This is a genomic window from Pantoea sp. SS70 (assembly GCF_029866845.1).
In the GTDB taxonomy this organism is placed as follows: domain Bacteria; phylum Pseudomonadota; class Gammaproteobacteria; order Enterobacterales; family Enterobacteriaceae; genus Pantoea; species Pantoea leporis.
Genome location: NZ_CP117199.1, coordinates 2496619 through 2521105, shown reverse-complemented (window position 1 = coordinate 2521105; position 24487 = coordinate 2496619). Strand labels below are relative to the sequence as shown.

Genomic DNA, 24487 nt, shown 5'->3' with positions numbered 1-24487 from the left:
AATCATGTGGCGCGCAGCAGATACCTTGCGCAACCTGCGGGAAAAATTATAACGTAGCCGCCATTGATGCGAGTGTAGGGACCGAGAATGAAAAAGTGGATGATAGTGGCCGCGCTGGCGCTGAGTGGCTGTGCGCAGATCAGCAATTATGACCAGGCGGTGAAAACCCCGGCACCGCTGGAGCTGCAGGGCAACTGGCAAACCGTGGGGCCGCAAAGCAAGCTGATCAGTAAGCAAGCGATGGGCAGCCTGATTATTGGTGCCGAAGGCGACACGCTGGATTGCCGTCAGTGGCAGCGCGTGATTGCCAAACCGGGCAAATTAACGCGTCTGGGCGATGACTGGGTTAATGTGACGCGTCAGGTGCGCGTGATGCCGCTGGTGCTGGAGAACGGTGAGCTGCGTTACGATGGATTGAGACTGCGTAAAGTGGATCGCCCAACCGTTGAGTGCCAGCAGGCGCTGGAAGAAGTGGCGAAGCGTCCGAATGAGGCGGTGATTCAGAATATCGAGCCAGAGATTATGCGTCCGGTTTCGACGGCGACGCAGAAGTAGCTTTCCCTCACCCTAACCCTCTCCCAGTGGGAGAGGGAACCGATCAAGCCCATCTGACATATTGCAGCATCTCCCTCTCCCTGTGGGTGTACAGTCCGGGGACATGGTAGACAGGTGTTCGGGTACATGGTGAACACTTTTTAACATCCTTTACCCATGGTGATCGACTTTTTCTTCAGGTCGATCACCCCCACTTTTGTGCTGTACCACCATACCTCGTAGCATCCGTCTTCCTGCATCTCCTTCAGGCCAACGTGCTCTCCCCTGAACGCCTTGCCTGCCTTCAGACTCAGGCCTTTTATAGTCAGCTTCCCACTGATATCTACCTTCCTGACCATCACGCCCTCGTCGTATTCCGCTGACGTTACGCTGGCGCTGTACTGCCGAGCCGATGGCTGATAGCGCGACGCCGGCACCGCCATATCCAGCGCCTCATGCGGGCGTTCAAGGTTATAAACCGTCCGCCAGTGATCGAAGGCGCGCTGCAGCTCACCGTCGTCCGCGAACCACTTCCCCTGCAGCACTTCAGCCTTCAGGCTGCGGTGAAAGCGCTCCAGCTTGCCCTGCGTCTGCGGATGATAAGGCCGGGAGTGCCCCACCCGGATACCCTGTCGCATAAGCCACAGCTCGACGGCCGTCCAGGTCCCGGTAGTGTCGCCCCACGGTGAACCGTTATCCATCGTCATCCGGTCCGGCAGGCCGTAACGTTCAAAGACTCTGACCAGCTGCTTCTGCACCGTCTCACGCCGCTCATCAGCGCAGTGTACGAGGCAAAGCGAGAAGCGGGAGTGATCGTCAAGGAGGGTAAGCGGGTGGCAGCGGCCGCCGCCAAAGGGAAAATGCCCCTTGAAATCCATCTGCCAGAGCTGGTTCGGGGCCGCATGTTCAAACCGGCCCGTGGCCGGGACACCCGGAGCTGAGCCCGGCAGCAGGTCGTGGCGGGCCATCAGGCTGTGGACGGTGCTGAAGGCGGGCATGCGGTGTCCGCGGTCTTCGAGCCAGCGCTTTATCTTGCGCGCGCCCCAGTGCTGATGAAGTTCATGCGCCATACGAAGCAGGTCAGTGATGTCGTCAGACGAGCGGTTGGGAGAGTGATGGGGTATGCAGGGGCGGTCCTGAAGACCGGATTCTCCCTCTTCAGCCCAGCGGCGAAGCCACTTGTAGGCAGTGGCGGAAGAAATGCCGTAGTGACGGCAGAGTGCGCGGATGTTCGCCCCGTCTTGCGAGGCGAACAGAACAAACTCTTTACGTAATGACATGGTATCTCTCGCATCCCAGGACATAAGCGACTCCATAAACGGGTTCTTATGCCTTAGTTGTAAGTGTCTACCATGTCCCCGAACAAGTGTTCACAATGTCCCCGGACTGTACAGTGGGAGAGGGCCGGGGTGAGGGCATCAGCGCGCAGAGTCCTAAATTTAACCCTGCGGCAAATACACACTACCTTGCTTGCCATACGCGCTCATCACCGATTTCTGCATCGATGACTGGCCCACCAGCTGCGTCAATTCGTCCATACGCAACTGCAACAGACGTTTCACTTCGCTCTCATTATCGAGAATATGGCGTAACACCGGACGCAGCTGCTCTTGCAGCTGGCGCGACGGTGCGGCGGCTGCGGTTGTTTGCGCCAGTCTTTGCACCGCACTGACATAGTCCACTTCCTTGGTGATCAAATCATCCCATTCGCCGTCTGCTGCCAAACGCAGCATTCCGTGGCTGAGGTCGAGTAACTGTTGGTAAACGGTAATCAGTGGCGGTGCAATATTCATTAAACGGCGTCCTGAAGGTGTTGAGGTTGTACGACTTCTTTCCAGGCATCAGCGATATTGCGCAGAAGACCCTCAACTTCTTCGAGGGCTTCGACATCATTACGCAGATTAGCCTGAACCAGACGGCGAACCATGTAGGAGTAGAGTCCTAACAGGTTATCGGTCAGGTCATCGCCTGATTGCTCATCGAGGCCCTGCTTGAGTCCGCCCTCGATAATATTAATGGCCTTGGAAATCGAGTTACCTTTTCCCTGGATATTGTTGTCCTGCATAAACAGGCGGGCGCGGACCAGTGCGCTAATCGCACCGTCAAACAGCAAGGTAATCAGTTGCTGTTGATTGGCGCTCATCACTGAGCTCTCCACCCCGATTTTTGCGTAGGCTTGTGTGCCTGTAGCGCTGTACATGGTCACTCCTTACTATTTAGAACTGCTGCTCGAAGTCATGCTATCGAACTGCTGTGTCAGGTAATCGCTGGTGCTGTTCAGCGAGCTCATGGTGACGTCGAGTTGCGTGAACTGCGTCTTATAACGCGCAATAAGGGCGTTGATACGCGTGTTCATGTTGTTGTACTGCTCTGTCAGGTTATTCAGCGTCTTGCTGACGCCATCTTTCGCGGACTGAATGCTGCCGGTAGATGACAGCCAACTGGTCAGGTTAGTCGCCAGTTTGGTGGTGATACCGGTGGTTTTACCGTCACCCACAATCATCTCTTTCACGCCCGCCGGATCTTTGGTCAGCTCGGTTTTCAGCTTGTCGGAATCCAGCGACAACTCACCGGTGGTCGGGTCGGTGGTGATACCGATTTGCGCCAGCGTTTTGTAGGTTGAAGAGCTAGCCGTGTTGGTCAGCAAACTTTTAATCTGGGTTTGAATGCCGCGCAGCGTGCTATCGCCAACTAGCGCACCGTTGCTGGAATCTTGTGTATCTGAGCCGACATCCACAGCTGTGTATTTAGTCAGGCTAGTGAACTGATCCAGCAGATTGTTGTAGGCATCCACAAAGTTGGAAATTGCGGTGGAGGCTTTAGAGGTATCTTGCGTGATGGTCAACGTCTGATTTCCGCTGGTGACATCATTCAGATTCAGCGTAATCCCTTCCAGCGCATCGCTAATGGTGTTGGTGCTGCTGGTGATGGCGACGTTATTGACCGTTAACTCGGCATCTTGTGCGGCGACGCTGACATCCAGCGGATTATCGGCATCGGTTTTGGTTGAATCAAAGCCGACAATGCCTTGCAGCGTGTCGTCGCCAGTTACGGTAACGGAAGAAACCGCATTGGCCTCTCCGGTTTTCGACGCGGTTAGCGACAGACGATAAGCGCCATCACCGGTTTTGATAATGCTTGCGCTGACACCTGCATTGGCACCGTTAATCGCGTCACGCATGCCGGTTAGTGAGGTTTGTGCACTGGTCAGCGTAATGTCTTTACTGGTGCCGTCGGCCAGTTTGATCGACAGCGTGCGGCTGGCATCGGAGCTGCCCAGCGCAGTGGTGTTGCTGGTCTGTACGCCCGAAGTTAGCGTCTGTGCCTGTGCCAGTTGCGTCACGCTAATGCTGTATTTACCGGCAATGGTACTGCCAGACGTGGTGGCGCTGAACGCAGTGGTGCTGCTGGCTGCGCTGGTTGCGGTGAACAAATCAGCGCTGTTTAATGCCGTGTTGGCGGTTTGGAAGGTGGTTAACGCGCTCGACAAGGTGCCGTAAGCGCTCAGCTTCGCGGTATAAGCCGTCTGCTGATTAGAGATAGGCGTTAAAGACGCTTTCTCAGCCGTACTCAAGTTATCCAGGATGGTACTTAAATCGAGGCCTGAACCGATACCGAGGGTAGAAATGGTGGTCATGTTGTTTCCTTTCTATGTCGACACGGAGAATCAATACCGCGGGTTATCGGCTCTTTATGGGCAAAGTTTAGAATTATTTACCGGCGGGTAATAAAGCGAATAGCGTATATAGAGAAGGGTATTTCGGACGCTAGAAAAAAGATCAGGTTGGCCTAAAGAACACTGCGGGCAGGGCGATAAAGATAAACGTGACAGGTTGAAGGGAAAAATTTTCACCTGGTCCTAAAAAAAATCTAAAGGTTGTTTAAGGGCAGACGATAACAACATTGACGGCGCTGAAGCCGGCGGGTTGAAGCCCACACCTTAACCGAAAGACTTGATTAACAGGAAAATTATCATGGCCCAAGTCATTAATACCAACAGCCTCTCGCTGATCACTCAGAATAACATCAACAAGAACCAGTCTGCTCTGTCTACCTCAATCGAGCGTCTGTCTTCTGGTCTTCGTATTAACAGCGCTAAAGATGACGCAGCGGGCCAGGCAATTGCCAACCGCTTCACCTCTAACATCAACGGTCTAACTCAGGCAGCGCGTAACGCCAACGACGGTATCTCTGCTGCGCAGACCACTGAAGGTGCACTGTCAGAAATAAACAACAACTTACAGCGTGTTCGTGAACTGACCGTACAGTCTCAGAACGGCACCAACAGCCAGTCTGACCTGGACTCAATTCAGGACGAAATCAAATCACGTCTGGACGAAATTGACCGCGTATCCGGTCAGACCCAGTTCAACGGCGTGAACGTGCTGGCGAAAGACGGTTCAATGAAAATCCAGGTTGGCGCGAACGATGGCCAGACCATCACCATCGATCTGAAGAAAATCGACTCTTCAACTCTGGGTCTGAATGGCTTTAACGTAAACGGTACAGGTACTGTTGCTAACAAAGCGGCTACCGTTTCTAACCTGACTGCTGCTGGTGCAACCGAAACCACTGCTGGTTCTGGATTGTATAACCTGAAAACAACTAATAGTGCTGTGACCGCAGATCAAGCCCTCTCTAAACTTGCAACGGGTGATACTGTTGTCGTAACTGATGGTGCTGGAACTGCAACTACTTACACTTACGATGCAGCTAAAGGTAACTTCTCTTACAATGCTTCCGTAGCTGGCGGTACAGCTGGTGCTGGCGCTGCTACCTTTGGTGACTCACTGAAGCCAGATACTGGAACAGTTTCAGGTACTTACACAGCTAAATCTGGCACTACTGATAGCGTCAACTTTGAAGCTGACAATAATGGTAATATCACTATTGGCGGGCAGAAGGCGTACTTGGATGGTTCTGGTAACCTTACTACAAGCAATGCTGATGGTCAGACTTCTCAGGCATCACTTAACTCACTCTTTAAAGCATCTTCAGTTGCAGGAGCAACCGAAGCAGCGGCTGCTGGCACTGCTTATAACGCAACTGTGAGTATTGGCGGTACAGATTATAGCTTTGACAACGCTGGTGGCGATGTAACTTACACCGCAAGCATTTCAAAATCGGAAGTACAAGCACAAGTTGCTGCTGCTGATACCACTGCTACAGCGGCAGGAACGCCTAAATCTGCAGTAGTTAACTACGCATCAGGTGTCCTGACCGGTTCAGTGAGCTTCAATGGTGCAACTGCAGGTAAGTCTAACAACGTTTATACCGATGCTTCAGGCAACTTCACTGACGTGAAAGAATTCACAACTCAGTACAAAGTTGACAAAGACACTGGCGCTGTAACAGTTAACGCGAACATCAAAGCTAACGGAGATGTAGATAACTCTTCTTCGAACCCGTTTGCTAAAACTGTAGGCGCTGCTGTTAATGTAACTGCTGCGGGCAAAATCACTACCGACGCAACTAGCGCTGGTACTGTAACTTCAGATCCACTGGCCGCTCTGGACTCAGCTATCAGCAGCATCGATAAGTTCCGTTCAAGCCTGGGTGCGATTCAGAACCGTCTGGATTCAGCGGTAACTAACCTGAACAACACTACGACTAACCTGTCTGAAGCACAGTCTCGTATTCAGGATGCTGACTACGCCACTGAAGTTTCAAACATGTCTAAAGCACAGATCATCCAGCAGGCGGGTAACTCAGTGTTGGCGAAAGCTAACCAGGTTCCACAGCAGGTACTGTCTCTGCTGCAGGGCTAATCGCGCTAAGCTCCTTGCTTTTCAAACCCCGCTTCGGCGGGGTTTTTTTATACCTGCATATTCATAATATGCATATTTGCAGGCGCAACGCATTACGTGCCCCAAACCCACCCATTCCCCTTGAAGCTTCCCCCGCTTATCGCTAAGGTAAGCGCGTTTTTTCACCGCCAGGAAACTTCATGACCACCATTGCGCTCATCGACGACCATATGATCGTCCGTTCGGGTTTTGCCCAATTGCTGGGGCTGGAACCGGATTTCCAGGTTGTTGCCGAATGCGGTTCCGGGCGGGAAGCGCTCAATATGCTGCCGGGGCGCGGCGTACAAGTGTGCATCTGCGATATCTCAATGCCGGATATTTCCGGGCTCGAGTTATTGAGCCAACTGCCTAAAGGTATGGCGACCATCATGCTGTCAGTGCACGACAGCCCGGCGCTGGTGGAGCAGGCGCTCAATGCGGGCGCGCGTGGATTCCTCTCTAAACGTTGCAGCCCCGATGAACTGATCGCCGCGGTGCATACCGTGGCCAAAGGCGGCTGCTTTCTGACGCCCGATATCGCCCTGAAGCTCGCCTCCGGACGTCAGGATCCGCTCACCAAACGCGAACGCCAGGTGGCGGAGAAACTGGCGCAAGGTTTAGCGGTAAAAGAGATCGCGGCCGAACTGGGTCTGTCGCCGAAAACCGTTCACGTTCATCGCGCCAATTTGCTGGAAAAGCTCAACGTCAGTAATGACGTTGAACTGGCACGCCGCATGTTTGATGGCTGGTAATGCAGCCACTCTTTTCGCGGCTGATCGCCGTCATCGCCAGTTTTTGTATCTTCTCTGCCGCGTGGTTTTGCCTGTGGAGCATCAGCCTGCATCTGGCGGATCGCCCTGAGCTGGCGGTGTTGCTGTTTCCCTTTGGCCTGCGCCTTGGCCTGATGTTGCAATGCCCGCGCGCCTACTGGCCGGTGCTGCTCGGTGCCGAGGGATTGCTACTTTATTGGCTGTCGCGCGAAGTGGCGCTGGCGCATCTACCGCTGCTGATGCTGGGCAGCGTGCTGACGCTGCTGCCGGTGGCGCTGATCTCCCGTTATCGTCATCAACGCGACTGGCACACCTTGCTGTGGCAGGGCGGTGCGATGGTGTGCGCGGCGCTGCTGCAGGCATTGCCGTGGATCGCTGAACCCGCCGCGCTGAATGCGGTGCTGCTCACGCTCACCGGCGCGCTGACCGTGGCACCAACCTGTTTGGTGATCTGGCATTACCTCACCAGCACGCGCTGGCAGCCGCTCGGCCCGTCGCTGGTCGGTCAGCCGGTTAACTGGCGCGTGCGCCATCTGTTTGGTTATGTGCTGCTGTTTATGGTCAGCCTGTGGTTGCAGCTGGGTCTGCCCGCAGAGCTGTCGCGCTTCACACCGTTTTGTCTGGCATTGCCGATTATTGCGCTGGCGTGGCATTACGGCTGGCAGGGCGCGCTGATTGCCACACTGATGAACGCCATCGCGCTGATCGCCAGCCAAACCTGGCACGATCACGCGGTCGATCTGCTGCTCTCCCTGCTGGCGCAAAGCCTGACCGGGCTGCTGCTCGGTGCGGGGATTCAGCGTTTACGTGAACTCAACCAGTCGCTGCAAACCGAGTTGGTGCGCAATCGCCGTCTGACGGAGCGCCTGCTGGAGACCGAAGAGAGCGTCAGACGCGAAGTGGCGCGCGAGCTGCACGATGATATCGGCCAAACCATCACCGCGATTCGTACCCAAGCCGGGATCATGCAGCGCATCAGCCCGGAAAGTGGCGTGAAGCAGAGCGGCATGTTGATTGAGCAGCTGTCGCTGGGCATTTACGATTCGGTGCGCCGTTTGCTGGGGCGCTTGCGTCCGCGCCAGTTGGACGATCTTTCACTCGAGCAGGCAATCCGTTCGCTGATGCGGGAAATGGAGCTGGAAGGGCACGGCATTATCAGCCATCTCGACTGGCACATCGACGAAGCGCGACTGAGTGAAGCGCAGCGCGTCACGCTGTTTCGCGTTTGTCAGGAAGGACTCAATAACGTGGTGAAACACGCCAGCGCCCGTGCGGTGACGCTGCAAGGCACATTGCAGGACGAGCGGTTGCAGCTTGTGATTGAAGACGACGGCTGCGGCTTACCGCTGGGTTCCCCGCAGCACGGTTTTGGCCTTGCCGGCATGCGCGAACGCGTGACGGCACTCGGCGGCTCGCTGGGGATCTCCTGCACCCACGGCACGCGCGTTAGCGTCACGTTACCGCTGCGCAAGGGATAACCAATATGATGTTCAGATTTCTCAAAGTGCCCGCCAGCGCGCAGCCGATCAGCGATAAAGCGACCATTGATGCGCGCTATCGCTACTGGCGTCGCCATATCATGATCACCATCTGGCTCGGCTATGCGCTGTTCTATTTCACCCGTAAAAGCTTCAACGCCGCATCGCCGGAAATTCTGGCGGCGGGCGTGATGACGCGCACCGACATCGGCCTGCTGGCGACGCTGTTTTACATCACTTACGGCCTGTCGAAGTTTTTCTCTGGCATCGTCAGCGACCGCTCTAACGCGCGCTACTTCATGGGCATCGGGCTGATAGCGACAGGCGGCGTGAATATTCTGTTTGGCTTCTCCACATCGCTGTGGGCTTTCGCCGTGTTGTGGGTGTTAAATGCCTTTTTCCAGGGATGGGGATCGCCGGTCTGTGCGCGTCTGCTGACCAGCTGGTTTTCCCGCACCGAACGCGGCGGCTGGTGGGCGCTGTGGAACACGGCACAGAACGTTGGCGGTGCGCTGATCCCGATGATCGTCGGTGCCGCCGCGCTGCACTATGGCTGGCGCGCCGGCATGATGATTGCAGGCGGACTGGCGATCGTCGCTGGTATTTTTCTCTGCTGGCGCCTGCGCGATCGTCCGCAAACCGTGGGTTTACCGCCGGTCGGTGACTGGCGCCACGATGCGCTGGAGATCGCCCAGCAGCAAGAGGGCGCAGGGCTGAGTCACAAACAGATCCTTGCCAAATATGTGCTGCTCAACCCTTACATCTGGCTGCTGTCGTTGTGTTACGTGCTGGTTTACGTGGTGCGTGCCGCTATTAACGACTGGGGCAATCTCTATATGTCCGAGACGCTGGGCGTGAATCTGGTGACGGCCAACTCGGCGGTGACCATGTTTGAACTCGGTGGCTTCGGCGGTGCGTTAGTGGCGGGATGGGGATCGGATAAATTGTTCAACGGCAATCGTGGCCCGATGAACCTGATCTTTGCCGCCGGCATTTTGCTGTCAGTGGGATCGCTGTGGCTGATGCCGTTTGCCAGCTACGTGATGCAGGCTGCGTGTTTCTTTACCATCGGCTTTTTTGTCTTCGGCCCGCAGATGTTGATTGGCATGGCGGCGGCGGAATGTTCGCATAAAGACGCGGCGGGCGCGGCGACCGGATTTGTTGGCCTGTTTGCCTATCTGGGCGCATCGCTCTCCGGCTGGCCGCTGGCGCGGGTGATCGATGTCTGGCACTGGAACGGTTTCTTTGCGGTCATCGCCTGCGCGGCGGGCATATCGGCCTTGCTGCTGTTGCCATTCCTGCATGCTCAAACGCCGCGCCAGCGCGAGGAAGTGTGATGCATCCCCGCTTTTTACCCTTACATCGACAAAACTAAGAAATTTTCCCGGTTGCGCCGGGCGGTTGTCTCAGGCCGAAACTGCTGCTGATTTTTACAATGCCTGCCATCACGCAGGTCATTAATCAGGAGCACTCCATGCTGGCTTTCTTAAATCAGGTGCGCAAGCCGACCCTGAATCTGTCGCTCGAAGAGCGGCGCAAGATGTGGTTCAAACCCTTTATGCAGTCCTATCTGGTGGTCTTTATCGGCTACCTGACCATGTACCTGATCCGCAAAAACTTCAACATTGCGCAGAACGACATGATCACCACCTACGGACTCAGCATGACCCAGTTGGGGATGATTGGCCTCGGCTTCTCCATTACGTACGGCGTCGGTAAAACGCTGGTCTCCTATTACGCCGATGGGAAAAATACCAAGCAGTTCCTGCCGTTTATGCTGATCCTCTCGGCCATCTGCATGCTGGGCTTCAGCGCCAGCATGGGCGCGGGCTCGGTGAGTTTGTTCCTGATGATCACGTTTTATGCGCTGAGCGGCTTCTTCCAAAGTACCGGCGGATCCTGTAGCTACTCCACCATCACCAAATGGACGCCGCGCCGGAAACGCGGCAGCTATCTGGGGATGTGGAATATTTCGCACAACCTGGGTGGCGCGGGTGCAGCGGGTGTGGCGCTGTTTGGTGCCAATTACCTGTTTGATGGGCATGTGGTCGGCATGTTTGTGTTCCCGTCACTGATCGCCCTGGTGGTAGGTTTTATCGGTCTGCGCTACGGCAGCGATTCACCCGAATCTTACGGTCTGGGCAAAGCCGAGGAACTGTTTGGCGAAGAGATCAGCGAAGAGGACAAAGAGACCGAAGATCAGGCGATGACCAAATGGCAGATCTTTGTCGAGTACGTGCTGAAAAACAAAGTGATTTGGCTGCTGTGCTTCGCCAACATCTTCCTGTACGTGGTGCGCATTGGTATCGATCAGTGGTCAACGGTGTATGCTTTCCAGGAGTTGAAACTGTCAAAAGAGGTGGCGATTCAGGGCTTCACGCTGTTTGAAGTCGGTGCGTTAGTCGGCACGCTGCTGTGGGGCTGGTTGTCGGATCTGGCGAATGGTCGTCGTGCGCTGGTGGCATGCGTGGCGCTGGCGTTGATTATCGCCACGCTTGGTATCTATCAACATGCCAGCAATCAGTATGTTTATCTGGCGTCGCTGTTTGCCTTGGGCTTCCTGGTGTTTGGTCCGCAGCTGTTAATTGGCGTTGCCGCTGTCGGCTTTGTGCCGAAAAAAGCCATTGGCGCCGCCGATGGCATCAAAGGCACCTTTGCTTACCTGATTGGTGACAGCTTCGCCAAGTTAGGCTTGGGAATGATCGCCGATGGCACGCCCATCTTTGGCTTAACCGGTTGGGCCGGGACCTTTGCGGCGCTGGATGCCGCCGCGATTGGCTGTATAGCCTTAATGGCGATGGTGGCGGTGTTTGAAGAGCGTAAGATTCGCCGTGAAAAGCGTCTGCAACGGTTGAAAGCAGCATGATGTCTAGCCCCGGTTTTCACCGGGGCTTTTTCGGACGATAAATCCTGCTGACCTAAAACAAATTCATACGCAGGGGAATGGACGATTTTAGCTGCTGCACTACTTCCTCAGAAAAGTAACCACCTTGTTACAGTCCTCGCCCAGATTGCCGATAACTCCCCTCAGAATCATTCCAATTTTTGAACCACATTTTTCCGTTTCTGGGGTGTCTATGCGCTTCAATTATGACTTGTTACCGGGTGAGCTACTGACCTTCGAAGAGATTGCCCTGCGCTACACGCAGCAGCATCCCGACGAGAAAGAGCTTACCGCACGCGGGTTGCTGAGCCCATCGACCAGCTTTCGCAATTTGGTGATCCGCGCGCTGTTCGCGCAGGAGGAGATCAACAGCCCGATCGAGGATCTGCTGTTTGTCTCGGACGACAACGAGCGCAAAAATTATCTGCGTCGCTTTGAGCATTACCTGAAAAACCAGCAGGCGTTTCTCTACTTTCGGCGCAACGACGAAGCGCGCAAAGAAGGGCGCTGGAAAGTGGTCGGCGAAACCCAGGTGTTTGCCATGCTCGATCCCAATTCGGCAGCCGCACAGAATCTGCTTAACAGCCGGGGCTTTAAGCTGGTGCTGATGCGGCAGACCGAAGAGGATGAGTATTGGCAGCTGTTCGATGCGCAGGCGCATCCGTGCTTCCCGCTGTCGCGCAAAATCCAGTTTCTGGTGGTGTTGAGCACGCCGCAATACAAAGTGCCGAGCGGCGTAATGCCCGGCACCGAAGTCGGACGCCGCGTGAAAGCCAAAGTGCTACAGCGCTCCAGCCAGGCGGAGTTCACCTCGGCGGTAAAAGCGCGCTACGGCGCCTGCATTATCACCGGCACGCAGCTGACCGAACGTCACAGCTGGCCGTGGGTGGAAGCGTGCTACATCGACACGCAAGAGAACGAAGAGGGCTTTCTGGCGGATAACAGCGCCGATAACGGCTTATTTCTGCGTAGCGACCTGCAGCGGCTGTTTATCAACAAAATGATAAGCATCAACGCGGAAACCGGTCAGGTGCTGTTTAATCCTGCGCTGGAAACTGAAGCGTTGATTACCCCTTTTTATCAGGCACTTGAGGGCAAAGTTTGCGCATTATGGGACGCGGTGCCGCCTGGCACGCGGGAAAGACTGCGTAATTTGCGCTAACGCCCGCGCGGATGGCGGTGCGATCCACCGCCATCCATAACAAATTTGAAATAACCTCGCTTTTGCCCGCCTATTCTGCCAATCAAAACCCCTACAGAATTGGATAATCATGCCGATAACTTTACTAACGCAGGGTAGTCAACGTGAACGATCTCTATACCGCCGATGGCGTGATGGATAAACATTCGCTCTGGCAGCGCTACGTTCCTCTGGTGCGGCATGAAGCGCTGCGCCTGCAGGTTCGTTTGCCAGCCAGCGTTGAGCTTGACGATCTGCTGCAGGCCGGTGGCATTGGCTTATTAAATGCCGTGGAGCGCTACGATGCGCTACAGGGCACCGCCTTTACTACCTACGCCGTGCAGCGTATCCGGGGAGCAATGCTGGATGAGCTGCGCAGTCGCGACTGGGCACCACGCAGCGTACGCAGAAATGCGCGCGAAGTGGCAGGTGCCATGCATCAGGTAGAACAAGCGTTGGGGCGCTCGGCTACTGAGCAGGAAGTGGCTGAGCGACTGAATGTTTCGCTGGAGGAGTATCGGCAGATTCTGCTCGATACCAACAACAGCCAACTCTTTTCCTACGACGAGTATCGGGAAGAACATGGCGACAGTGCGGAGCTGGTGACGGAGGGGCATGAGGAAGCCAACCCGCTTCATCAGTTGTTGGAAGGAAACCTACGTGACCGCGTGATTGAAGCGATTGAGGCCTTGCCTGAACGTGAAAAACTCGTGCTCACACTGTACTACCAGGAAGAACTGAACCTGAAGGAGATTGGCGCGGTGCTGGAAGTGGGGGAATCCCGCGTCAGTCAACTGCACAGTCAGGCGATCAAACGCCTGCGTGCCCGATTATCGGGGGCGCGCTAACAGTCTCAGTTCCTGGCGATCGAAAAAAACAATAAAACCGGGGACTCAGCAATGGGAGCCAAAGTTAAAGCCAGACCGTTAAGTCGCTATCTTAAAGACTATAAGCACAGCCAAAGCAATTGTTCACACTGTGGCAAAGTTTTAGATCGTATGGCGTTAGTCTTTCGCGGCCAGATCATCAATAAAGAGGCCATCGCACGCATGGACCAAATGATTGACGATCAGGTGTGGATGAAACTCCAGCCAGAATTGACCGCCTTGTGTCGTTTCTGCAGCGATATATTTTGTAATACCCATCCGAATTACTTCGACATTATGGCGTTTAAGCAATACCTGTTTGAGCAGACCGAGATGAGCCACAGTACCATACGTGAGTATGTAGTCCGTTTGCGTCGGCTTGATGACATGCTGAAGGCGAAAAATTTCCCGGCCGATCGTTTACGGGGCAATAGCTGGCATGAATGTCTGGAGAACGATCTGCCTGATGCGGGCAATAACAATTACCGCATCGCACTGCGCAAATATGACCAGTTTTTAGGCTGGCAGCAGGGCTGAGGGAGATCCCACCCTTGTTGTTGTCGAGCATGACAGCAACAAGGGCAGCACGCGGTGAATTCCGGGTGCGACTTTTCTCATCTTCTGCAACACTGTATGGATAACTGCACATTGCCCGAATGGAGGCTGCATTGTCCTTACATCTTCTGCACCAGTTCCCCCGTCTTGAATTACTCGGTGCGCCTACGCCGCTTGAGCATTTGCCCCGGCTTTCTGACTATCTTGGTCGCGATATCTTTATTAAGCGCGATGACTTCACGCCGGTGGCCCTCGGCGGTAACAAACTGCGTAAACTCGAATTCCTGGCTGCGGATGCGCTGCGCGAAGGCGCGGATGTGCTGCTGACGGCGGGCGCCATTCAGTCTAACCATGTGCGTCAAACCGCCGCCGTGGCGGCGAAGCTCGGCCTGAAGTGCGTGGCGCTGCTGGAAAACCCGATTGGCACCACGTCAGAAAACTACCTCAGCAACGGCAATCGCCTGATGCTTGATTTGATGGATGTGGAAATCGTCATGGTTGATGCGCTGCACAATCCCACTGAACAGCTGGCCGCTCAGGCCGAACACCTCGAAGCGCAGGGATTCCGCCCGTATATTGTGCCGGTCGGCGGTTCCAATGCGCTCGGTGCGCTCGGCTACGTTGAGTGCGCGCAGGAGATTGCGCATCAAAGCGAAGGCGTGGTGGATTTTGCCGCGGTGGTGGTCGCTTCCGGCAGCGCCGGCACGCACGCGGGCCTGGCGGTGGGTCTGGAACAGCTGCTGCCCGAAACCGAATTGGTCGGCGTTACCGTGTCGCGCAAAGTTGAGGCGCAGTTGCCGGTGGTGGAGCGCATTCGCAGCGCGCTGGCTGAGCAGCTGGAAGTGCAGGCCAAAGCGCCGATCACCTTGTGGGATGATTACTTCGCGCCGCGTTACGGCGAGCCGAACGATGAGGGCATGGCGGCGGTGAAGCTGCTGGCACGGCTGGAAGGCATCATGCTCGATCCGGTCTACACCGGCAAAGCGATGGCGGGATTAATTGATGGCATTGCGCAAAATCGCTTCCGTCGTGAAGGTCCATTGCTGTTCGTGCATACCGGGGGATCGCCGGCGTTATTTGCTTATCACCCTTCGGTCTGAGACAGAACGTAAAAACGGTTTATAATCCGGCGGTTATTGCAATCCGCACCCACCGTAGCGGCGCAATTTATTGCGCGATAAATCGCGCCGCTACACAATGTGCGAGGATTGTATCAAGGTAGTCGTAAGGTGCGCATTTATGCTATGCGCACTCAAAATAAGCACACAACAACACATCACAATAAATGGGGTAAACATGACTTTCTCTCCAATTCGTCGCCAAATGGTGATGGGCATGATGGCGGTCGCGCTGGTCGCGGGCGTTAACGTTAAATCCTTTGCCGCTGAAGATTTGCTGGCAAAAGTAAAGAGTAAAGGCGAGCTGCGCGTCGGTCTGGAAGGCACTTATCCGCCGTTCAGCTTCCAGGATGAAAAAGGCCAGTTGACCGGCTTCGAAGTGGAGTTCGCGCAGGCGCTGGCTCAACACCTTGGCGTGAAAGCCGATCTGCGTCCGACCAAATGGGACGGCATGCTGGCGTCGCTGGATTCCAAACGCATCGACGTAGTGATCAATCAGGTCACCATTTCCCCTGAGCGCAAGAAAAAGTATGACTTCTCTACGCCGTACACCATTTCTGGCGTGCAGGCGCTGACGCTGAAGAAAAACGCAGCGACCGTCACCAAGCCAGACGATCTGGCCGGCAAGAAAGTCGGCGTCGGTCTCGGTTCCAACTACGAACAGTGGCTGAAGGATAATGTGCCGAAAGCCGATGTGCGTACCTATGATGATGACCCAACCAAATATCAGGACCTGCGTTCAGGCCGTTTAGACGCCATTCTGGTTGACCGCCTGGCGGCGCTGGATCTGGTGAAGAAAACCGGCGACACCATGGCGGTAGCGGGCCCGGCCTTCTCCCGTCTGGAATCGGGCGTGGCGCTGCGTAAAGGCAACGACGATCTGCTGAAAGCGATCGACTCCGCCATCGCGGACATGCAGAAAGATGGCTCGCTGAGCAAACTGTCTGAAAAATGGTTCGGCGCGGACGTCACTAAATAATGCAGGAAAGCTTACAACTGGTGCTGGATTCAGCACCATTTTTACTGAAAGGTGCGCTCTTCACGCTGCAGTTGAGTATCGGCGGGATGTTCTTCGGCCTGATACTCGGCTTCGTGCTGGCGCTGATGCGCCTGTCACACTTCTGGCCGATCAACTGGCTGGCACGCATCTACGTGTCGATTTTCCGTGGCACGCCGCTCATCGCCCAACTGTTTATGATCTATTACGGTCTGCCGCAGTTTGGTATCGAGCTGGATCCGATTCCCTCGGCGATGATTGGTCTGTCGCTGAATACCGCTGCTTACGCCTCTGAATCACTGCGTGGTGCGATTGCCGCGATTGAGCGCGGGCAGTGGGAAGCCGCTGCCAGCATCGGCATGACGCCGTGGCAAACGCTGCGTCGCGTGATCCTGCCGCAGGCCGCGCGCACCGCGTTGCCGCCACTGGGCAACAGCTTTATCAGCCTGGTGAAAGATACCTCGCTGGCCGCCACCATTCAGGTGCCGGAGCTGTTCCGTCAGGCGCAGCTGATCACCTCACGGACGCTGGAAGTGTTCACCATGTATCTGGCGGCCTCGCTGATTTACTGGGTGATGGCGACCGTGCTGTCGGCGTTGCAAAATCGCCTGGAAGCGCATGTGAATCGACAGGATCGGGAGGGCAAATGAGTGCAATTGAAGTCCGTCAGCTGGTGAAGCAGTTTCACGGCCAGACGGTGCTGCACGGCATCGATCTCGACGTGGCACCAGGCGAAGTGGTGGCCATTATCGGGCCAAGCGGCTCCGGTAAAACCACGCTGCTGCGCAGTATCAATTTGCTGGAAGTGCCGGAAAGCGGACGTATCAAAGTTGGCGATATTGCCATTGATGCGGCGCTCGGCCTCAACAAGCAGAAGCAGTTGGTGCGCCAGTTGCGTCAGCAGGTTGGCTTTGTGTTCCAGAACTTCAATCTGTTCCCGCACCGCTCGGTGCTGGAGAACATCATTGAAGGACCGGTGATCGTCAAGGGCGAGCCGAAGGCGGAAGCCATCGCACGTGCGCGCAGTCTGCTGGAAAAAGTGGGATTGCACGGCAAGGAAGAGAGTTTTCCGCGTCGTCTCTCCGGCGGACAGCAGCAGCGTGTGGCGATTGCTCGCGCGCTGGCGATGCGTCCGGAAGTGATTCTGTTTGATGAGCCGACCTCGGCGCTTGATCCTGAGCTGGTGGGCGAGGTGCTCAACACCATTCGCGCGCTGGCGCAGGAGAAACGCACCATGGTGATCGTCACCCATGAGATGAGCTTTGCGCGCGATGTCGCGGATCGCGCCATCTTTATGGATCAGGGACGCATCGTGGAGCAGGGCGCAGCAAAAGCGCTGTTCAGCAATCCTCAACAGGCGCGTACCCGGCAATTTCTCGACAAGTTTCTTAACCAATAATCCCAAGCGTCGCCTGATAAGGGCGACGCTTTTCTTATCTCTCCCGGTATTTTTCTTCTCAGTATTTTCCTAAAGTCAATTCGCCTGGCTTTAATAACCTTCTGAATTTTAACGTTTAAATTTCACCAGTATCCTGCGCGAACTAGGGTGATTTCTTATTAGGAAAGTCCCGATTGAGACATCTTTGTAAATATAAATAATTCTTTACAAATTCATGGCGCAATTAGGACATAGCAATGACAACTGCCAGGAAAGAGGTCCTCTGGATCAACACGCTCAAAGGGGGCTGCATTTTGATGGTGGTATTACACCACTCCATCATCACCACGTTCGCGCCTTCGCTGCATCATCTCACTGTTGGGCTGCTGCCAGCGCACTGGTGGGTGGCGTTTAACACCTATCTGTCGCCGCTGCGCATGCCGGCCTTCTTTTTTGTCTCCGGTTTGCTGGCTGCCAGTTCAATCACCAAAAAGAGCTGGAAAGAGGTGTTCACCAAGAAGTTCAGCAACATCGTCTATCTCTACCTGCTGTGGGGCGTCATTCAGTGGCTGAGCATTCACTACATCTCCACCCATCTCGGGGAACGGCTCTCCAGCACTAAAAACGCCGCCTATGCGGACACGCCGTTTGAGTTCGTTAAGCTGCTGATGACCTCAATGACGAGCCTCTGGTATCTCTACGCGCTGGCCGGATTCTTCCTGTTCACCAAGCTGTTCCACAAACAGAAGATGGCCTTGATGGCGCTGGCGATCGTCGCGACTTACGCCGCGCAGTTTAGCCTGATTCCCGGCTGGGGACCCGCCAGCGTGGCGCAGAACTATCTCTATTTCCTGCTCGGCGTGTTCTTCAGCCAGGCGTTGATCGAGTTGAGCGAACTGAAGCGTCAGCACTGGTTGATGCTGGGCGGCATTGCGCTGATTGGCCTGCTGCACCATGTCGGCGGCATCTATAAGAATCCGTTCTACAGCTTGCTGACCATCGTGTTTGGCATTGTGCTGTGCCGCTTGCTCAATGAACATTTCAATATGGCGTGGCTTAACTGGATTGGCCGTAACACGCTGCAAATCTACGTGCTGCACCGTATCTTTATTGAGCTGCTGGGGCTGAGTGCGATTGTGCTGGCGGTGCATTATGGCTGGTTTGACCATACCGTCTTTAGCTGGGCATGGGCGCTACTGATGCCAATTATCGGCGTTGCGTTGTGTACCAGTATTTCGCTGCTGGTGTGGACGCTGCTCAATCGTGGTCCGGGCCGCATGCTGTTTCTCTATCCGCGCCTGCTGCGCAAACCTGCGCTCGAAAGCAAAAGCGCACCGCTGCAATAACTTTGTTGATCACGCGCCGCACATTCCGTAGCGGCGCAATTCATTGCGCGATAAATCACGCCGCTACGGAATGCGCGGTAATAAATCGCTTAGCACAACGCTAATATCGCTGCTTATCCATTTGCCACATTAAATAAATCTACATTTAGAATTTGAATTTAATCTGGCATAAGAAAGGGGGGATTGTTCTTAATTTACCTGCGCGACACCGATCACACTTATTTTACTTAATCCTCTTTTAGTGACTCAAATTAAGACAAATTTCCTTAGCCTGCTCAGGGTTCTATTTTTGTCTGGATGTGTAAAGTATTGTTATATCAGGACCACAAAAAAACATTTAGGACTTTCGCTACATCATGCCCGCCCTGCCTGTTGAATAATCGTTTAATAATCATAAATGCTACAACGCTTATTTCCTCATCCTTCTTCTTTAAGACCTACACAGCAACAGCAGCGGGAGTCATCATATGAATAACGCCAGGAAAGAAGATATCGCATGGATAAATACCCTTAAGGGAGCCTGCATATTACTGGTGGTGTTGTATCACACCGTATTACCTGGATTCGAAGGCACGGTGAAATTATTGACGGCAGGTTGGATCCCGGCAGAAATATGGGTGCAGTTTAATACCGTATTATCGCCGCTGCGTATGCCGGCGTTTTTCTTTGTTTCGGGCTTATTAGCCACTAACGGTATTTTAAATCGGCCGTGGAAACAGGTGTTTACCAGTCGCATCACCAACCTGTTTTATCTCTATATTTTGTGGGGCTTTATTCAGTGGTGGTCGATTGTTGGCATCTCAACCGAGATCACCGGGCAGCGTATTTCACAGAACCTCAACGCGGCGTATGCCGGTTCGCTGCTGGAGTTCTTAAAGCTGACATTCCTCGCCATGAGCACTTCGTGGTATCTCTACGGCCTGGCGCTCTATTTCCTGTGCGCCAAGATCTTTAAACAGCAGAAAGTGGCGTTGCTGGTGGTGGCGATTGCGCTCAACTATCTGGCGGTGGAGAAGATTATTCCGTACTGGGGACCACAAAGCGTAGCGCAGTATTTCCTGTTCTTCCTGCTGGGGGCGTTCTGGAGCCCGATGATGCTGCGTCTCAGTGAATGGCGTCGTGACAACATTGTGCCGTGGGCGATATTGGCGGCGGTCTCGGGCCTGCATATCATCTTTGGTCTGGATAAGAGCCTGTTCCTGTGCATCCTTGCGGTGCTGGGTAGCGTGGCGGCGTGTCGCTGGCTGAACGCGCGTTTCAAGATGAGTTATTTGAATTGGGTTGGGCGCAACACGCTGCAAATTTACGTGATTCACCGCATCTTCATTGAGTTCTTCGGTATGTCGGCGATTCTGTTCGCCCAGCGCCATCACCTGTTTGAGCAAGCATGGTTCTCCATTCTGTGGGCCTGTTTCTATCCGCTGGCGATTGTTGGCATCTGTTCGCTGTGTTCGGTGGCGGTGTGGCAGGTGACTAATCGTGGATTGGGGCAGTCGCTGTTTGTGTTTCCAACGCTGATCGGGTTGAAGCGGAATAAGTCTGCGGCCTGAAAATTCACGCGATGAATCGCGCCGCTACGAAGTCATGCACTGACTGTAGCGGCGCACTTTATTGCGCGTCTTAACCGATGGTCATCAAACTCGCATTACCGCCCGCAGCGGCGGTATTGACGCTGAGTGAACGCTCAATGAGCAAACGCTCCAGCAGCAGATTGGTTTCGCCGCGCGCGAAGCCCTGCACCGAGACAATCGCGCCATCGCGTGCCGCGACCTGCTCACACAGGCTGCGCAGCTGATCGGCATCACCGTGATAAATCACCGCATCAAACTCCGCCGCCAGCGCATCCTTCACCAGCTTGACGTGCGCTTGCACTGCAGCAGGCAAAGACGTACGCAGCGCACGATGCAGCTCATCATCCTGCCAGATGGCCTGACTGCCGACGCTGGTCACCGCCGCCAGTTGCGTCAGCGCGTCTTCCGCGTTATCGGCGATGCACAGCACATGTTCGCGCGGCAGCAGGGTGAAGGTATTGCGCTCGCCGGTTGGGCCCGGAAGCAGACGCACCGTACCGGCCTGCGCCAGCTCGTCGTAACGCTGACACAGCGCCAGCAGCTCAGGCTTATCCTGCGCCCACTGCTGCAATGCCTGATGCGCACGCATCAGCTCGGCACGCACTGTGCTATCCACCGGGCGCTCGGCATCCTGACGATCAAAGGTGATACGCAGCGCGCCATCTGGACGGTTGGCCAGCAGGCGATAGAGATAGAGCGGACCGCCGGCTTTTGGACCGGTGCCCGACAAGCCTTCGCCGCCGAACGGCTGCACGCCAACGACCGCGCCCACCATATTGCGGTTTACATACAGGTTGCCGACTTTAGCGCTCGCCGTAACCTGCGCGATGGTTTCATCGATGCGGGTATGCACACCGAGCGTCAGGCCGTAACCCGACGCGTTAATCTGCTCCACCAGCTGCGGCAAGTTATTGCGCGAGAAACGCACCACGTGCAGCACCGGACCAAACACCTCTTTATCCAGATCGCTCACCTGATCCAGCTCGATCAGCGTCGGCTTGATAAAGGTGCCGCTGTTCCACTCTTTGCTGTCCTGCGGATTCTCCTGCGCCGCCTGATAGACGGTGAAGCCCTTATTGCGCAGCGCCTGAATGTGACGTTCGATGTTGGCTTTCGCTTCGGCATCGATTACCGGACCAATGTCGGTCGAGAGACGTTCCGGGTTGCCCATGCGGCACTCGGCCATTGCACCACGCAGCATTTTCAGCGTGTGATCGGCCACATCGTCCTGCACGCACAGCAGACGCAGCGCCGAGCAGCGTTGACCGGCACTATCAAAGGCCGAAGCCACGATATCCACCACCACCTGTTCGGTGAGCGCTGAGGAATCCACGATCATCGCGTTCATGCCGCCGGTTTCGGCAATCAGCGGCGTCGGACGACCCTGAGGATCGAGACGACCGGCCAGATTACGCTGCAGCAATGTCGCCACCGCGGTTGAACCGGTGAACATCACACCGCGCACGCGCTCGTCGCCGGTCAGTTGCGCACCCACGGTTTCGCCCTGACCCGGCAGCAGTTGCAACACGCCAGCCGGTACGCCGGCATCCAGCAGGATGTGCACCGCCTGCGCGGCAATCAGCGGCGTTTGCTCCGCCGGTTTGGCCAGCACGCTGTTACCCGCCGCCAGCGCTGCGGCAACTTGTCCGGTAAAGATCGCCAGCGGGAAATTCCACGGGCTAATGCACACCACCGGACCAAGCGGACGATGGGTTTCGTTATCGAAATCGTCGCGCACCATGCCCGCGTAGTAGTAGAGGAAATCAACCGCTTCACGCACTTCGGCGATGGCGTTGTTGTAGGTTTTACCGGCTTCACGCACCAGCAGGCCAATCAGCTGCTGCATCTGGCCTTCCATTGCTTCGGCGGCACGCTCCAGAATCGCGGCACGCTCCTGCGGTGGCGTCGCGAACCAGATTGGACCGGCATTGACTGCCGCATCCAGTGCAGCCGAGACTTCGGCTTCGGTAGCTTCACGCACGCTGCCCACCACATCTGTTGGTGCAGAAGGGTTAAGCACCGGGCGGCTGACGCCTTCGCCCAATTCACCTTCTACCAGCGGTTGGGCGATCCACGGCTGGCTGGCGCTGTTGAGCAGGGCACTGGAGAGCGACGCCAGACGATGTTCGTTGGCCATATCCAGACCGGCAGAGTTAGCGCGCTTGGCGCCATACAGATCGCGCGGCAGCGGGATTTTCGGATGCGGTAAACCAATCGCGCCTTCCGCAATGCCCATTTTCTCCACGGCGGCCACCGGATCGGCGACCAGCTCATCCAGCGGCAAGGTGTTATCAGCGATGCGGTTAACGAAGGAGGTATTGGCACCGTTCTCCAGCAGACGACGCACCAGATACGCCAGCAGCGTTTCGTGGGTACCGACCGGCGCATAAATACGACACGGTCGGTTCAGCTTGCCATCGGCCACTTTACCGACAACCTGCTCATACAGCGGTTCACCCATGCCGTGCAGGCACTGGAATTCGTACTGGCCTGGATAATAGTTATTGCCCGCCAGCTGGTAGATCGCCGCCAGCGTGTGCGCGTTGTGGGTAGCAAACTGCGGATAGATCAGGTTCGGCACCGCGAGCAGTTTGCGCGCGCACGCCAGATAAGAGATGTCGGTGTACACCTTGCGGGTATAGACCGGATAGCCTTCCAGACCTTCAATCTGCGCGCGTTTGATTTCGCTGTCCCAATACGCGCCTTTCACCAGGCGGATCATCAGACGGCGACGGCTGCGCTGCGCCAAATCAATCAGCGAATCAATCACGAACGGACAGCGCTTCTGATACGCCTGAATCACAAAGCCGATGCCGTTCCAGCCTTCCAGCTCCGGTTCAAAGCAAAGTTTTTCCAGCAGATCGAGCGACAGCTCAAGGCGATCGGCTTCTTCCGCATCGATGTTAATACCGATGTCATACGAGCGCGCCAGCAGCGTCAGAGATTTGAGGATCGGGTAGAGTTCGTCCATCACGCGCTCATACTGCGCGCGGCTGTAGCGCGGATGCAGCGCTGACAGTTTGATGGAGATGCCCGGACCTTCATAAATACCGCGACCGTTCGACGCCTTGCCGATGGCGTGAATCGCCTGCTGATAGGAAATCAAATAGGCTTTGGCATCGCTGGCGGTCAGCGCCGCTTCGCCCAGCATGTCGTATGAGTAACGGAACCCTTTCTCTTCCAGTTTGCGCGCATTGGCCAGCGCTTCGGCGATGGTTTCACCCGTAACAAACTGCTCGCCCATCAGGCGCATCGCCATGTCCACGCCTTTACGAATCAGCGGTTCGCCGCTTTTACCGATGATGCGATTGAGCGAGCGCGACAGATTAGCCTCGTTATGGGTAGAGACCAGACGGCCGGTAAACAGCAAGCCCCAGGTGGCGGCGTTAACAAACATCGACGGGCTGCGGCCAAGATGCGATTGCCAGTTGCCATTGCTGATTTTGTCGCGGATTAACGCATCACGCGTCGGCTTATCCGGAATACGCAGCAGCGCTTCCGCCAGACACATCAGCGCCACGCCTTCCTGCGAGGAGAGCGAGAACTCCTGCAGCAAGCTTTGCACCATGCCGGCGCGGCCGGTTGCACCTTTCTGGTGCCGCAATTTATCGGCAAGGCTGTAAGCCAGCTGATGGGTTTTCTCGGCCAGCGGGGCAGGGAGACGCGCTTGTTCCAGCAGCATTGGCACCGCATCCGTTTCCGGACGACGCCATGCAGCGGTGATCGCTGAGCGGCTGACTGACTGCGGTAAAATATGTTCGGCGAAGTCGAGGAAAGGCTGCAGCGCCTCGTCGGGCACGCTTTCATCACCGGCGGCATCAATCAGCAACTGCGGAATTTCCGGCACGGATTCACCGGCTTCCAGCTGCTCCAGATAGTTAAAAATGGCCTGCTTGATCAGCCAGTGTGATGTGCGGTCAAGCTTCTGCGCCGCCAGTTTAATGCGATCGCGGGTGGCTTCATCCAGCTTCACCCCCATGGTAGTCGTTCCCATGATGTCCTCGTCCTCGAAAAGTAGTGATTC

General features: G+C 55.6%; 20 protein-coding genes. 15 read left to right on the top strand and 5 right to left on the bottom strand.

Going from position 1 to position 24487, the window contains the following annotated elements; translation table 11 throughout:
- Positions 1-87 precede the first annotated feature (87 nt).
- The gene (gene yedD, locus PO881_RS11695) at positions 88-555 is read left to right on the top strand and encodes a lipoprotein YedD (RefSeq protein WP_137386035.1); all 468 of its coding nucleotides are present in this window, start codon (positions 88-90) and stop codon (positions 553-555) included.
- A gap of 140 nt (positions 556-695) precedes the next feature.
- On the opposite strand, the gene PO881_RS11690 is transcribed toward yedD, so the two are convergent.
- From PO881_RS11690 to fliD, 4 genes are all read right to left on the bottom strand, one after another.
- Positions 696-1850: an IS481 family transposase gene (locus tag PO881_RS11690; RefSeq protein WP_280171812.1), complete on the bottom strand. Its 1155-nt coding sequence runs from the start codon at positions 1848-1850 to the stop codon at positions 696-698.
- 123 nt (positions 1851-1973) lie between these two features.
- Complete coding sequence (gene fliT, locus PO881_RS11685) at positions 1974-2327, bottom strand: flagella biosynthesis regulatory protein FliT (protein ID WP_110866410.1); 354 nt, start codon at positions 2325-2327, stop codon at positions 1974-1976.
- Positions 2327-2734 (bottom strand): flagellar export chaperone FliS, encoded by a 408-nt coding sequence (fliS, locus tag PO881_RS11680; protein ID WP_008105355.1) that lies wholly within the window; start codon positions 2732-2734, stop codon positions 2327-2329. Before fliS ends, fliT begins: the two co-directional genes overlap by 1 nt.
- A 12-nt stretch (positions 2735-2746) precedes the next feature.
- Positions 2747-4171: a flagellar filament capping protein FliD gene (fliD, locus tag PO881_RS11675; RefSeq protein WP_192411602.1), complete on the bottom strand. Its 1425-nt coding sequence runs from the start codon at positions 4169-4171 to the stop codon at positions 2747-2749.
- A gap of 337 nt (positions 4172-4508) precedes the next feature.
- On the opposite strand from fliD, the gene PO881_RS11670 reads away from it, so the two are divergent.
- The 14 genes from PO881_RS11670 to PO881_RS11605 all read left to right on the top strand — a co-directional run bounded on the left by PO881_RS11670 (position 4509) and on the right by PO881_RS11605 (position 20442).
- Entirely contained in the window at positions 4509-6302 is a 1794-nt protein-coding gene (locus tag PO881_RS11670) for a FliC/FljB family flagellin (RefSeq protein WP_110866407.1), read from the top strand.
- 179 nt (positions 6303-6481) lie between these two features.
- A complete protein-coding gene (uhpA, locus tag PO881_RS11665) occupies positions 6482-7072 on the top strand; it encodes a transcriptional regulator UhpA (RefSeq protein ID WP_280171811.1) in 591 nt (196 codons plus the stop codon).
- The gene (gene uhpB, locus PO881_RS11660) at positions 7072-8568 is read left to right on the top strand and encodes a signal transduction histidine-protein kinase/phosphatase UhpB (RefSeq protein WP_280171810.1); all 1497 of its coding nucleotides are present in this window, start codon (positions 7072-7074) and stop codon (positions 8566-8568) included. The genes uhpA and uhpB overlap by 1 nt, the downstream gene beginning before the upstream one ends.
- An 8-nt stretch (positions 8569-8576) precedes the next feature.
- Positions 8577-9905 (top strand): MFS transporter, encoded by a 1329-nt coding sequence (locus PO881_RS11655; RefSeq protein WP_280172897.1) that lies wholly within the window; start codon positions 8577-8579, stop codon positions 9903-9905.
- Positions 9906-10042: 137 nt separating this feature from the next.
- Complete coding sequence (uhpT, locus tag PO881_RS11650; RefSeq protein WP_256696734.1) at positions 10043-11434, top strand: hexose-6-phosphate:phosphate antiporter; 1392 nt, start codon at positions 10043-10045, stop codon at positions 11432-11434.
- Positions 11435-11645: 211 nt separating this feature from the next.
- A complete protein-coding gene (locus tag PO881_RS11645) occupies positions 11646-12614 on the top strand; it encodes an HNH endonuclease signature motif containing protein (RefSeq protein ID WP_101764045.1) in 969 nt (322 codons plus the stop codon).
- Between the two features lie 143 nt (positions 12615-12757).
- The gene (locus PO881_RS11640) at positions 12758-13480 is read left to right on the top strand and encodes an RNA polymerase sigma factor FliA (RefSeq protein WP_007891379.1); all 723 of its coding nucleotides are present in this window, start codon (positions 12758-12760) and stop codon (positions 13478-13480) included.
- Between the two features lie 51 nt (positions 13481-13531).
- Positions 13532-14035, top strand: a complete 504-nt coding sequence (fliZ, locus tag PO881_RS11635; protein WP_007891377.1) for a flagella biosynthesis regulatory protein FliZ — start codon at positions 13532-13534, stop codon at positions 14033-14035.
- 131 nt (positions 14036-14166) lie between these two features.
- The gene (locus tag PO881_RS11630) at positions 14167-15153 is read left to right on the top strand and encodes a D-cysteine desulfhydrase (RefSeq protein ID WP_137386027.1); all 987 of its coding nucleotides are present in this window, start codon (positions 14167-14169) and stop codon (positions 15151-15153) included.
- Positions 15154-15349: 196 nt separating this feature from the next.
- Positions 15350-16150: a cystine ABC transporter substrate-binding protein gene (gene tcyJ, locus PO881_RS11625; protein WP_101764047.1), complete on the top strand. Its 801-nt coding sequence runs from the start codon at positions 15350-15352 to the stop codon at positions 16148-16150.
- Positions 16150-16818 carry a cystine ABC transporter permease gene (tcyL, locus tag PO881_RS11620; RefSeq protein ID WP_064739084.1) on the top strand — a complete coding sequence of 223 codons (669 nt, stop codon included), beginning with the start codon at positions 16150-16152 and terminating at the stop codon, positions 16816-16818. The genes tcyJ and tcyL overlap by 1 nt, the downstream gene beginning before the upstream one ends.
- Positions 16815-17567 carry an L-cystine ABC transporter ATP-binding protein TcyN gene (tcyN, locus tag PO881_RS11615; RefSeq protein ID WP_064739083.1) on the top strand — a complete coding sequence of 251 codons (753 nt, stop codon included), beginning with the start codon at positions 16815-16817 and terminating at the stop codon, positions 17565-17567. The genes tcyL and tcyN overlap by 4 nt, the downstream gene beginning before the upstream one ends.
- Before the next feature lie 236 nt (positions 17568-17803).
- The gene (locus tag PO881_RS11610) at positions 17804-18892 is read left to right on the top strand and encodes an acyltransferase family protein (RefSeq protein ID WP_280171809.1); all 1089 of its coding nucleotides are present in this window, start codon (positions 17804-17806) and stop codon (positions 18890-18892) included.
- A 467-nt stretch (positions 18893-19359) separates the two neighbouring features.
- Positions 19360-20442 (top strand): acyltransferase family protein, encoded by a 1083-nt coding sequence (locus PO881_RS11605; protein WP_101764049.1) that lies wholly within the window; start codon positions 19360-19362, stop codon positions 20440-20442.
- Between the two features lie 70 nt (positions 20443-20512).
- On the opposite strand, the gene putA is transcribed toward PO881_RS11605, so the two are convergent.
- Positions 20513-24457: a trifunctional transcriptional regulator/proline dehydrogenase/L-glutamate gamma-semialdehyde dehydrogenase gene (gene putA / locus PO881_RS11600; RefSeq protein ID WP_280171808.1), complete on the bottom strand. Its 3945-nt coding sequence runs from the start codon at positions 24455-24457 to the stop codon at positions 20513-20515.
- Positions 24458-24487 lie beyond the last annotated feature (30 nt).